This is a genomic window from Enterobacter sp. A8, assembly GCF_004296595.1.
GTDB classification, from domain to species: Bacteria; Pseudomonadota; Gammaproteobacteria; order Enterobacterales; family Enterobacteriaceae; genus Enterobacter; species Enterobacter cloacae.
The window spans coordinates 74,798-87,030 of sequence record NZ_SCMF01000005.1 but is presented as its reverse complement, the minus strand read 5'-3'; the positions used below and the strand labels follow the sequence as shown (position 1 = coordinate 87,030).

13 protein-coding genes are annotated in these 12,233 nt (G+C 57.0%); 1 reads left to right on the top strand and 12 read right to left on the bottom strand.

Annotated elements, in window-relative coordinates; all coding sequences use genetic code 11:
- Positions 1-9: 9 nt before the first annotated feature.
- Both EQV24_RS18415 and EQV24_RS18410 read right to left on the bottom strand, forming a co-directional pair.
- A complete protein-coding gene (locus EQV24_RS18415; protein ID WP_013094816.1) occupies positions 10-537 on the bottom strand; it encodes an SRPBCC domain-containing protein in 528 nt (175 codons plus the stop codon).
- 96 nt (positions 538-633) lie between these two features.
- Positions 634-1,086, bottom strand: coding sequence for a DUF1198 domain-containing protein (locus tag EQV24_RS18410; RefSeq protein WP_013094815.1), 453 nt, complete (start codon positions 1,084-1,086; stop codon positions 634-636).
- Positions 1,087-1,185: 99 nt separating this feature from the next.
- Between EQV24_RS18410 and EQV24_RS18405 the strand changes: the two genes are divergently transcribed.
- Positions 1,186-2,088: a LysR family transcriptional regulator gene (locus tag EQV24_RS18405; protein ID WP_013094814.1), complete on the top strand. Its 903-nt coding sequence runs from the start codon at positions 1,186-1,188 to the stop codon at positions 2,086-2,088.
- On the opposite strand, the gene EQV24_RS18400 is transcribed toward EQV24_RS18405, so the two are convergent.
- From EQV24_RS18400 to EQV24_RS18350, 10 genes are all read right to left on the bottom strand, one after another.
- Positions 2,076-3,080, bottom strand: coding sequence for an alpha/beta hydrolase (locus EQV24_RS18400; RefSeq protein WP_032618346.1), 1,005 nt, complete (start codon positions 3,078-3,080; stop codon positions 2,076-2,078). The two genes, EQV24_RS18405 and EQV24_RS18400, sit on opposite strands and share 13 nt — an antisense overlap.
- Before the next feature lie 160 nt (positions 3,081-3,240).
- Positions 3,241-4,632, bottom strand: coding sequence for a hexose-6-phosphate:phosphate antiporter (gene uhpT, locus EQV24_RS18395; RefSeq protein ID WP_013094812.1), 1,392 nt, complete (start codon positions 4,630-4,632; stop codon positions 3,241-3,243).
- Between the two features lie 140 nt (positions 4,633-4,772).
- Positions 4,773-6,092 (bottom strand): MFS transporter, encoded by a 1,320-nt coding sequence (locus tag EQV24_RS18390; RefSeq protein WP_013094811.1) that lies wholly within the window; start codon positions 6,090-6,092, stop codon positions 4,773-4,775.
- Complete coding sequence (uhpB, locus tag EQV24_RS18385) at positions 6,085-7,590, bottom strand: signal transduction histidine-protein kinase/phosphatase UhpB (RefSeq protein WP_130626908.1); 1,506 nt, start codon at positions 7,588-7,590, stop codon at positions 6,085-6,087. The genes EQV24_RS18390 and uhpB overlap by 8 nt, the downstream gene beginning before the upstream one ends.
- On the bottom strand, positions 7,587-8,180 hold the full coding sequence (gene uhpA / locus EQV24_RS18380) for a transcriptional regulator UhpA (RefSeq protein WP_013094809.1): 594 nt from the start codon (positions 8,178-8,180) through the stop codon (positions 7,587-7,589). Before uhpA ends, uhpB begins: the two co-directional genes overlap by 4 nt.
- Before the next feature lie 82 nt (positions 8,181-8,262).
- Positions 8,263-8,550 (bottom strand): acetolactate synthase small subunit, encoded by a 288-nt coding sequence (ilvN, locus tag EQV24_RS18375; protein ID WP_001171659.1) that lies wholly within the window; start codon positions 8,548-8,550, stop codon positions 8,263-8,265.
- 3 nt (positions 8,551-8,553) lie between these two features.
- Positions 8,554-10,242: an acetolactate synthase large subunit gene (ilvB, locus tag EQV24_RS18370; protein ID WP_040021106.1), complete on the bottom strand. Its 1,689-nt coding sequence runs from the start codon at positions 10,240-10,242 to the stop codon at positions 8,554-8,556.
- A gap of 163 nt (positions 10,243-10,405) precedes the next feature.
- Positions 10,406-10,504 (bottom strand): ilvB operon leader peptide IvbL, encoded by a 99-nt coding sequence (gene ivbL, locus EQV24_RS18365; RefSeq protein WP_071830013.1) that lies wholly within the window; start codon positions 10,502-10,504, stop codon positions 10,406-10,408.
- Between the two features lie 107 nt (positions 10,505-10,611).
- On the bottom strand, positions 10,612-11,091 hold the full coding sequence (gene tssD, locus EQV24_RS18360; RefSeq protein WP_013094807.1) for a type VI secretion system tube protein TssD: 480 nt from the start codon (positions 11,089-11,091) through the stop codon (positions 10,612-10,614).
- 205 nt (positions 11,092-11,296) lie between these two features.
- A complete protein-coding gene (locus tag EQV24_RS18350; protein WP_058683588.1) occupies positions 11,297-12,001 on the bottom strand; it encodes a hypothetical protein in 705 nt (234 codons plus the stop codon).
- Positions 12,002-12,233 lie beyond the last annotated feature (232 nt).

Genomic DNA, 12,233 nt, shown 5'->3' with positions numbered 1-12,233 from the left:
GTGACGAATTTAACGTTTCGACAACTTTTCTTGCATCGCCGCCTTCGCCAGCCCGACGATCCACTCCTGATGCCCGTTGATCATCGGGTTCGGTAGGGTACGTGCTAATTCCTGTGCCGGAACGCCTTTCTGCGACTCCTGAGTCAAAATACGGACGCGGTTACCCGGTAAGTCTTCAAACAGCCAGGCGTGGATCACATCCAGACGCGCACTCTCCTCCCCTTCCACCCAGCCGTGCCAGGCGATACGCGCCGCCTCGCCATCGACCGGCGGAACATACTCCGTCACCTGCGCCTCAACCGGAAAGCCAAAGGTCGTGAAGCGGAAGCGGGCGTTGGCGCTCAGTTCCGGACCGCTGCCGTCGTGAAAACGAATATCTTCGGCGTTGCTGTAGTAGTTCGGCCACAGGGTAGTGTCGTTGAGCTGCGCCCAGATCGCTTTTGCGCTCAGCCCGGCGACAATGATTTCGTTGGACGCAAAGTTATCGGTGGTGCCTGGCAGGTAATCGTCTGGCCAGATAATGGCGGATTGTTTCATGGTTCACCTCATCGTTAGTGGATGAGGTGATGGTGCGCCCGTGAGTGGTATAAATCTAATGATGATGCCTTATACTCATCATCACGGTTCGTGATATCAGTGCAGGTAAAATACACCCTCTTCCGGCAGAAAGAGCTGGTTGTAACGCAGCTGGAAAGCGTTCAGCTCCTGCGGATCCGGCTCCATCTCGCGCATAAAGCCAAGCGCCAGACGAATTTGCGCATCGGTGATCGGCGCGGCCAGACGGGCTTTACGCAACATGCGGTGCCAGGTGTGGAGATTCTCTTCGCTACCGTCGACGATACAGACCTGCCAGATGAGCAGCACCTGGGCAACGTTTTGCAGATGCGCCTCGTCCGGGCGTTCAAGATAACGGATAAACTCATTGCCGGGCGTTTTACCGAACTGATCGATCATCGATTCTACCGGCATCGGGGTGATACCCAGCCGTTCGCTCAAGCGTTTGATGGCGCGGCGGGAATCCGAGGTCAGGACACGAAACCCAACCACAAACACCACGGCAAGCGTTGCCAGCATTATCCAGACCATGCGTTCTCCTTTGAATAGCCGCTCATCATAGCGGGAAACGCAGGGTATCGACAGCGGGCACGGCCATAATAGTGAACTGAAAAAAGGTAGAACATCGTCATGAAAACGGATCTGCGCACGCTGGATCTTAACCTGCTGAAAACGCTCGACGCCCTGCTGGATGAACGCAGCGTCACCCGCGCGGCGACGCGTCTGGCCCTGACCCAGCCGGCGGTCAGCGGCATGCTGAACCGCCTGCGGGATTACTTCGACGACCCGCTGTTTATCCGAGCGCCCCACGGCATCGTACCCACGACGCGTGCGGAAGAACTGGCCGCGCCGGTGAAGCGCATCCTGGCAGATATCGACCTCCTGCTGCAGCCGGTGGCGTTTGACCCACGACAGGCCACCCTCACCTTCACGCTTGCTGCCACCGATTACGCGCTCCGCGCGATCGCGGTGCCGTTTATCGCGGCACTGAAGGTGCGGGCACCGGCAATACGCGTGCGGGTTATACCTGTCGATTCCGAGCGGATGATGAACCAGCTTGAACGCGGGAACGTTGACGTGGCGCTGATCACGCCCCACACCACGCCAGACGACCTGCACAGCCGGGCGCTTTATGATGAACGGTACGTTTGCATGATGCGTGCCGACCACCCGGACGCGGGCAAACCGCTCTCTCTGGCGCGCTTTTGCGCCCTTGAGCACGTGCTGGTCTCTTATGAGGGTGACAGTTTTCGCGGCGTGACGGATGGCGCGCTGGAAAAAATGGGCCGGACGCGGCACGTGGGGTTATCGGTGAGCAACTTCCTGGTACTGCCGGATGTACTGGCGATAAGCGATATGATCGCCGTGGTACCGTCACGGATAGCGGAAAACCAGACGGGAATGTTTGTCTGCGACACACCGGTTCCGGTGCCGGGTTTCACCAAGTGCATGGCCTGGCACACCAGAACACACCGTAATCCCGCGCAGATGTGGCTGCGCGGGTTGTTGCTGGAAACCAGTCAGCGCGCCTGAAGCCCTTTCAGCAGTGCCTCGTGGAAGCGTGCAGGATCCTGCATCTGCGGCGCGTGCCCCATGTCGTTGAACTCGACCAGCGTCGCGTGCGGGATGCGTTTCGCCGTCTCCTTCCCCAGCACCGCATAGTTGCCGAGCGTTTTGCGGATCTCAGGCGGGGCGAGATCTTTCCCGATGGCGGTGTTGTCCTTCGTGCCGATCATCAATAATACCGGCATCTTTAGTTCACTAAATTCGTAGATCACCGGCTGGGTGTAAATCATGTCGTAGAGCAGCGCCGAGTTCCAGGCCACACGTTCTTTTCCCGGCCCGTTGTTAAGCCCGGCAAGCATGGTGACCCAACGCTCGTACTCCGGCTTCCACGCTCCGGCGTAGTAGGTATTTTTCTCATACTGACGAATGCCGTCGGCGCTGACCTTCAGCTCGCGCTGGTACCACTGATCGACCGTAATATGCGGCACACCGCGCGCTTTCCAGTCTTCCAGACCAATTGGGTTGACCATCACCAGCTGCTCCACCTGCTGCGGCCACATCAGCGCGTAGCGGGTCGCCAGCATCCCTCCGGTCGAGTGGCCGATAACCGTCACGCGATCGACGCCGAGCGTTTTCAGCAAGGCGTGGGTGTTATCCGCCAGCTGCTGAAAGGTGTACTGATAGTGCTCCGGTTTGGTGGATTTACAAAAGCCAATCTGGTCGGGAGCGATCACCCGATAACCGCTGGCTGAGAGCGCACGGATAGTGCCGTCCCAGGTACCGGCGCAGAAGTTTTTGCCGTGCATCAGCACCACGGTGCGGCCGTTGGGTTTTTCCGGCTTCACGTCCAGATAAGCCATATCCAGAGACTGTTCCTGGGAGGTAAACGTAAAGTGTTTTACCGGCCAGCCGTAGTCGAAACCTTCCAGCTTCTCGCCGTAGGTGGGCGCATCCGTAGCCATTGCGGGGGTTGCCAGCGCCATCAACAGCGCCAGGCAGGATAATCGTCGGGTCAACATGCAAGCTCTCCCATAGCAAAAGGAATAAGGCTGCGCGAAAGGCGGCAGCAAAAAAACTGTAGAGCAAGGAGAGGGGCGATTGTGTAAAGCGGGGTAAAAACTGGAATTTAAAACAAAAAAGCCCGGCATCACACACCGGGCAAAGAAGTCACCTGCACACTCAGGCTGCTTTTAATTTCTGCACACGATTTTCACGGCGAATTTTACGTTCTTCGAGCACCGCAACCATCGCCATCAGGACGATACAGCCGATGGCGGCGGCATCCAGCGCCGCAAAGGTGCCTGCCCAGCCGGTGAGGCCGAAAATCGGCGTGCCGTCGGCAATCATCCCCAGACCCAGCTTGGCGAAGCTGTCGCCAATCAGGTAGGCGAAGGTGCCTTTAATCCCATCGGCGGCGCCGATCGCTTTTTTCGGTACAAAACCTACCGCCGCTACGCCGATCAACAGCTGCGGACCAAACACCAGGAAGCCGAGCGCAAACAGAGACGCCAGGTAAACGTACTGGTTGCTGGCGTGCTGGTAGACGCCCAGGGTAGCGATAATCAGCGCCAGCGCGACGCAGGCCACCAGCGCACGACGACCGTTGGCGAGGTCAGAGAGCCAGCCCCACAGCAGCGTACCGACCAGCGCACCCACTTCAAACAGGGTAAAGCCCTGAATCGCGACTTCTTTAGAGAGCTTCAGCTCCTGGAAGGCATACACGGTCGACCACTGGTCAATACCGATGCGCACCACGTACAGGAATATGTTGGAGAAGCAGAGCAGCCAGATCACTTTGTTTTTCAGCACGTACTCAACAAAGATCTGCCATTTTGTCATCTCGTTCTCTTCGGTCTCTTTGTCCTCTTCGCTGATCGCCTCGCCGAACAGCTCTTCGGCTTTGCCGAGGCCATAAGATTCCGGAGAGTCGCTGCCGAAACGCAGACCGATAAAGCCGACAATCAGGGCGATAATCGACGGGAAGATAAACATGCCGATGACGTGACCGTCAAACAGGTAGTTAGCACCGAACAGCGCCACGCCTGCTGCCCCCGCCCCGCCGAGGTTGTGGGAGATGTTCCACATACCAAGGTATGAACCACGCTTACGGCGCGGGGTCCATTTGGTGATGGTGGAGTAGCTGCACGACCCACCGGTACTCTGGAAGAAACCGCTCAGGGCGTAGAAGGCGATCATCAGGAACAGGCTGACGGAGCCCGCGCCCATGCTGGCGCTGAAGCCGAGCATACAGATGGCGGAGAGGATCAGCATAAACGGCAGGAATTGCTTGGTGTTTTTGCCGTCTGCATAGTACGAGACAACGGTTTTGCCCACGCCGTAGGTGATGGAGAAGCCCAGGCCAATCATCCCCAGCTGCGTCATGCTCAGCCCGTAGGTGGAGATCATGTCGTTCTGCGCGATGTTAAAGTTTTTGCGGATCAGGTACATGGTCAGGTAGCCGATAAAGACCACCAGATAGGACTGCATGAACGGTTTGAACCACATTTTGCGCCGCACGTCGAGCGGCAGATCCAGGGTCGGCTTGCGCACCTGATTAAGGAAGGCCAGCATGGTTTGCTCCTGAGCTGATTTTTACCTGCGAATGGCAGGCATTGTAAAAATCAGCCAGGAGAGATGCCTGAGACAGCGTCCAGGTAAAACCGGGAAAATTTCTTAGTTTTGCGCCACTCGGGGCGAAAAGGTGAGGCACATCACATCACACTGGCTTCACGCGGCGCCTGCGCGTGCAAAAACGGCAGCAGCAGCAGGGCCGATATCCCCGCCGCGATGGCGATCACGGCAAAGAAACCGCTCCAGTGCCAGATGTCGATCACCCGCGCCAGCGGCCAGCCGGAGAGGGACGCGCCCAGGTAGGCGAACAACCCGACGAAGCCCGTCGCCGCACCCGCCGCCTCTTTATGCGAGCATTCTGCCGCCGCCATGCCGATCAGCATCTGCGGGCCAAACACGAAGAAGCCGATGGTAAAGAAGCACGCCGCCTGCATCACGTAACTGGCGAACGGCATCAGCCACAGCGAACCGACGGAGAGTAAGATTCCTGCCGCAAAGATGAGGTTCATTGGGCCACGGTTGCCGTTGAAGAGCTTATCCGAGCCCCAGCCCGCCACCAGCGCGCCGATAAACCCGCCCAGCTCGAACATCGTCACCGCCGAGTTGGCGGTCACCAGGTCCACCCCCAGCGTCTCGGACATGTACAGGTTACCCCAGTCGTTGATGGCCGCGCGCACCACGTAGACCAGCACGTAGCAAAGCGACAGCAGCCAGATATACGGGTTTAACAGCACGTATTTGGTGAGGATCTCTTTGCGCGTCAGCCCCGCCCCCTCAAGCTGTTGCGCCACTTCCATTTCATCGTGCCGCCAGTCGCCCACCGCGGGCAGCCCCACGGTTTGTGGCCTGTCGCGCAGCCGCCAGCAGAGGAACAACCCGGCCAGGATCGCCAGACCACCGGCAATCATCATCCCCGCGCGCCAGCCGTAGTGCAGCGCCGCGGCACCAACCACCATTGGGATCAGCGCGCCACCGACGTTATGCGCGGTGTTCCAGATAGCCCACCAGCCGCCGCGCTCGTTACGCGAATACCACGCCGTGAGCAGGCGGGCGCAGACCGGCGCGCCCCAGCCCTGGAAAAAGGCGTTCAGCGCCCACAGCAGGGCAAAGGCCCAGAGCGAGGTGGAGAAGCCAAACAGAATGTTCACCACGCCGGTGGCGATTAGTCCAAAACCCATAAAATAGCGGGCGTTGGAGCGGTCGCTGACGATGCCGGAGAAGAACTTCGACAGGCCGTAGGTGATGTAGAACAACGTCGCCAGCAGGCCGATATCGGTGCGCGTCATCACGCCGCTGGCAAGGATTTCCGGCGCGGCGGCGTTGAAACTTTTGCGGGTAAAGTAGAACAACGCGTAGCCGAGCCAGATAGTGATCAGGATATGACGACGCCAGTAGCGGTAGCGGGCGTCGATCTCCGCTTTGTTGCCTATCGGCGCGGCGTTTGCGGGGGTTTTAAACATGATGGCTCCTTAGCGGCAGGCTGACGCTGACGCGCGTCCCGTGGGTGCAGGAGATATTCAGCGTGCCGCCCAGCACCTTCACGCGCTCGCGCATGCCCGCCAGGCCAAACCCCTGCTGCCCCGAGCCCGGCGGCAGGCCGCAGCCGTCGTCCTCCATCACCAGCCTGAGGCTTTCATCCTGCTGCCAGCCCTGCAGCGTCACCGCGCTGGCGTTGGCGTGTTTGACGATATTGTTCAGCCCTTCCTGACAGACGCGGAACAGCGTGACGCGCTGGCCTTCACTCAGCAATGATTCATCAATGCGCCAGTCGAGATGGCTGACAATTCCGCGGCTTTCCAGCTCCATCTCACGCATCAGGGAGCGCACCGCCTGTTCCAGAGAGAGATCGTCCAGCTGGCGCGGACGGAGCCTGCCCAGCAGGCGACGCACCGAATCGTACACGCCAAGAGAGAGCTGTTCGATATGCGCCCCGCCCTGCTTCACCCCGGCGTTATCCGCCGCCAGGCGCTGAACAATGCCCGCCTGGGTGCGAATGGCGGTAATGGTCTGGCCGATGTCGTCATGCAGTTCGCGCGCCACCTCCTGGCGCACGCTCTCTTCGGTCTCCAGCAGGCGTTCTGCCAGGCGGCGATTGCGCGACAGTTCGGTTTGCAGGGACTGGTTCAGCTCACGCAGGCGCTGAATACCTGCCCCGAGCAGCAGCCCGGTCAGGCTCTGCGCCAGCAGAGAGAGCAGTAAATCGACCGGGTGATCGTGCCAGGTCTGGCTGGCAATCAGCGCGATAGCGTTCATCAGTGTGGCGATCAGCGCCCCCTGCCAGCCGTAATGCCAGGCGAGAGCAATGATCGGCAGCGCCAGACAAAACGGGGTAAAACGGGAAAGCTCAGCAGGCAGGCCAAGCTGCAGCCACAGGCTCACCACAAACAGCAGCAGATACCAGATGAGATGCCGGGCGCGCCAGTTAACCGGCTGGGAGACCAGCGATGGCCCGAGCGGCTGCCAGACAGTGCTGGTGAGATAGTGCCAGAAAACCAGACAGGTGGGTGCCAGCGTCAGGCCGCCGGTCAGGGTCAGCAGCAGGGCGTTAAGCATCTCCTTTTCACCTACCCACGGCAGGGATTGCAGCAGCGCGGCGGCAATCAGCGCCGCCCCCTGGCGCAGCAGCGTGCGCCAGTCGCGCTGGTGACGATAGCGGGAAATCCACGCAACCGGGAGGAGCGTGAGCAGGCTTCCGGTCATCAATAAGGGCAGATGCGCGAGGGCGACCTCCTGCGACAACCAGATCAGCATCAACCACTCTGCGCCCAACAAAACCGGCCAGTAGCCGCGCGGGCATTGCAACATCAGCCCCAGACGCAGGCCAAAGGGAAACAGCAGCACCGCCAGCTCCGGGCGTTCCACCAGATGCAGGCTGATGCTCCACAGGCAGAACCAGGCGGCAGAGAAGATAAAAAAGCTGGCAACAACGGCGATCAGCCGCGAAATCAACGGGTTCATTGCCAGCTATCGAACATACGGCGCGCCAGCTCGACGTCGTTGCTGACGCCGAGTTTTTCCATCAGGTTAGCGCGGTGAACGTGCACGGTTTTGGGCGACAAACCCAGTTCGGCGGCAATCTCTTTCACCGCCATCCCCTGCGCGAGTTTTTCTGCCACCTGACGCTCACGCCGGGTAAGCGGATCCTGACGTCCGGCCGCCAGCTTGAGGGCGATATCCGGCGTCAGGTAGCAGCCGCCCGTCGAGACGGTGCGCACAGCGGCGATCAGCTCATCCGGGCTACAGCGTTTTGACAGAAACCCACGCGCACCGGCATTGAGCGCCTGCTCCACCAGCGCCGGGCTGTCATGAACCGAGAGCATGATAATCGCCATCCCTTTCGGTAACTGACTTAGCAGCTCCAGCCCGGAGAGATCCGGCATTGAGATGTCACAGATACAGACCTGTACGCCACGCCCCGGCAGGCCCGCCAGCGCCTCGCGCCCCGAGCCGAACTCTGCCACCACCTGAAAATCCGGTTCGAGGTTTAAAAGCTGGGCAAAGCCGGAGCGAACGATAAGGTGGTCGTCGATGAGAGCGATGGTGGTCATGTCTGTTCCTGCGGTCTGAAAACGCCGGATGGCGCTGCGCTTATCCGGCCTACAAGAGCGAAAGACGCTTACCTTAAGCGATCTATTCGAAGAACACCGCAATTTTGTTAAACATGGTGGGATCGGACTGGTTGCGCGCCACTCTGGTGACGTCTTCCAGCTTGTCGATCTGGGCCATCATCTGCTCCAGACGCTGATCGTCGTTGACCAGTAGCCAGATGCGGCTGTGCTCGCTGCCCTGAATCGGCAGACAGAGAATGCCTTCGACGTTAAACGCGCGACGGGCAAACAGCCCGCAGACGTGGGTCATAACGCCAGGGTGGTTGCGGACGGTGAGTTCCAGAATGACGTTTTCATGTTGTTTCTGCATGGCTTATTCCCCCACCATCTCAGTATTTGCCGCACCCGGCGGCACCATCGGATACACTTTTTGTTCAGGGTCGATACGGACGTGGATCAGCGCCGGGCCCGGACGAGAGATCGCCGCCTGCAGCGCTGCGTGGGCGTCCTCTTCTGCGTTCAGATCGCAGGTATGCAGGCCAAAACCGGCGGCAATTTGCATGAAGTTAATCATCCCCGGATAGGTTGCCGCAAACACCCCCTGCTTGTAGAACAGGCTCTGCTGCTGGTGTACCAGCCCCAGCGCCTCGTTGTTCATCAGGATGATTTTAACGTCTAATTGATTTTCGGCCGCGGTGGCCATCTCCTGAATGTTCATCATCAGGCTGCCGTCACCGGAGAAACAGATCACCTTGCGGTCCGGGTTCGCCAGCGCCGCACCAACTGCCGCAGGCAGACCAAAGCCCATGGTTCCCAGGCCGCCGGAGGTCAGCCACTGACGCGGACGGTTCAGCGGATAGGCCTGGGCGGTCCACATCTGGTGCTGCCCAACGTCGGTGGTAATAATCGCGCTGTCGTCCACGCAGGCGGCCACGGCGTTAATCAGCCCGTAGTGGCTCAGCGGGTCGCCTTCGGTTGGGATCGCGCCCGGGAACTCGCGTTGCAGATCCGCCACCATCTGACGCCAGTCGGCGCGGTCAGTTGCGTCCGTTTGCGGGATCAGCTGTGCCAGCACGTCGGCCACGTCCCCCTGAATCGCCACGTGCGGTTGTTTGATTTTACCCAGCTCGGCGCGGTCGATATCCACGTGAATGATTTTTGCGTTCGGGCAGAACTGCTCAGTTTTACCAATCGCCCGGTCATCAAAACGCGCGCCCATCACAATCAGCAAATCCGCCTCTTGCAGGATGTAGTTGGTGCTGCGTGCGCCGTGCATGCCCAGCATTCCTAATGACAGCGGGTGTGCTTTGGGCAGCATGCCGAGCGCCATCAGGGTCATGGTGGTAGGCAGGTTGGCTTTTTCAGCGAACTGACGGATTTCATCTGCGGCATTGATTGCCCCGCCGCCCAGATAGAGCACCGGACGTTTAGCGGCGTTGATCATGGCCGCGGCATCGCGCACGCTCTCAGCACTGAATTCTGGCGCGGGTGCTCGCTCGCCCGGCTCCGGCAGGACGTCGATCTCAATTTCTGCGGTCTGGACATCCTTAGGAATGTCTATCCACACCGGGCCTGGGCGACCGGACTGCGCAATGCGGAACGCATCGCTGATAACCTGAGGAAGCTCGGTAATATCGCGAACTAAATAGTTATGTTTGGTGATGGGGATAGAGATGCCGTAGGTATCCACTTCCTGGAACGCATCGGTACCGATCATTGAGGACGGCACCTGGCCGGTAATGCAAATCAGCGGAATGGAGTCGAGACGCGCGTCGGCGATGGCGGTTACCAGGTTGGTCGCCCCCGGACCGCTACAGGCCATACAGACTGCCGGTTTACCCTGCGTACGCGCCATGCCCTGAGCGATAAAACCCGCTCCCTGCTCGTGACGCGCCAGCACGTGGCGGATCTGCGTGCTTTGGCTTAACGCGTCATACAGCGGCAGCACCGTACCGCCCGGAATACCCGCAACCGTGGTAATGCCCTGTCGTTCCAGTAAATGAACAATCAGCTGCGCGCCCGTAAAACGCGTCTTGGTGGATGTTGTGCCCGAACTTGCCATGCTCCAGTCCTTTTCTTCTGAGCCAGCTTTACGCGTCGTATTTCAGGTTGCAGATGCGTTGGCTGCAACCCGAACTACTTAGCGTATCCGGGAGGGGTCCTAAACGAAAAACCCCGCCCGGTTTGCGCCGGCGGGGTTTTGGATTCGTGTGTTGATCCAGTCCCTACGGCGCATTGCCGACGACCACCACCACACGCACGACGACCACTGCGGCTGGTTGCGCAGTTTTTAGTAGGGTCGCGGTGTTCATGGATGCAGTCATGGGGGACCTGTGTTTGGAATCATTGATTGAATTTATACAAACACAGGTTTTCGGGCGTGACAATGGAAATATTTTCATCTGCGCAAAAATGCGTCAGGGATCACGTTTTAGTATGTTGCTCGCTCATTCCAGGCGTCACTATAGATGACATTTCCGTCGCAATGTTTCCAGGTGATTTTCTCATAGCGTATGAGAACCGTTTCGAGGTGTGTTCCGGTGTTGGCACCTGGATACAAATCGGGTGTAATAGAAGTTATTTTTACATTCTCCATAATGATATTAAAATACTCCTGCTCTAAACCAGCCTCATTAATCTGATACATCTTTATGGTGGCTGACTGAAGCGTTCTCCCCGTACTCAACGCCCGAAATAAAAACGGAGTGACACGATCAAATTCCTTCTGGAACATGACGGGCATATGTATGCGCGTGCCCGTCAATTTCCCGGTATTCCCGTCGACCGGGATATTGACATTATGAGTGAACGATTTGAGTTCAATTGCGCCTTCACGCCCTGAAACCAGGCAGGGACCTACCATTGGCGAACCATTTTCATCTGTCAGAAACAAATAAGCCGGATTTGACATACAAACTCCTTTTTATAAAACTCAATCGTACTTATCAAAGCGGCCGAAAATTATCGGATGAACAATAATAAATACGACGATAGCAATGAATGTTAATAATACCCAGTGGTTGGGCACCAGCCAGAGAAACAAAGAGGCGCAAGCAAAAATATAAACGGGGAATAAAACATCTGTAAAAAGAATGGATAGCAGACTCTTAAACATGCTATTTATCCTTTAAGTCGTTATAGATCGCATCAAAATCCTTGTAGAATCCCGTTTGCACTTTCTTAATGATTTCAGCCAGGAATGGTTCAAAAAAGTAGTAAAGCATCTCCAGTTGTGCGGCATAAAGGGTGGCGTAATACTTAGGATCCAACACTTTCAGACGACGGGCAGCAAGAGCGCACTTCTGGTCCGTACCCATCAGCTGCAGAGCCATAACAACATTGGGTACACGGCGCGCAAGCCGTTCGACGACGATCTCTGAAAGTAAGCCGGATTCCGAAAGGGATTTGGCCAGCGTCCATGCTATCGCTAAACGCGCTGCCTTGCTTGCTGGGATGTTTTTAACAAGGCCGGTTACGTTTGAATCCGTCTTGCGAACGCGATTTTTTTCATTCCCATTTTCAGAATCAGTCATAATGCTTTCAAAATAAAGATAGAGCATGTGTGCTATTACATTGCGATAACGGTAAATAGACACAATTGAGAGGTACATCCTTTTTTCTTCTGAGAGTAACTCTTCACACACATCGTGATAGCTGGGGATTAAGCATGATGAATACCAACTAACACGCTCCATTCCTGAGTAAATATCAGAACCGATCCCCTTTAATGCTTTCCATGTCCCAGCAACGCCTTGTTGTCCATAAATAGCTAACTGCCTGTCGCTCTGGAACTTCATCTTCAAGTAATCAGATGCTTGCATAACGTATCCATACTTTTTTTATGGTTATATGAATATACGTTGAAAAACCGGGCAATTCAAATCCGTTAATTTTATTTAAATACTCATTCACGTTAAAAATAAACAGACTTAATTTTATTTAAAAAATCTATATTTAAGGATTATTAACTGAAACATTAATATTTACCTTATTTCTGCCGAGTACGTTGTCAATAAATCAACTGGCATCCCGTTCTGTACAGAAAGCAGAAAA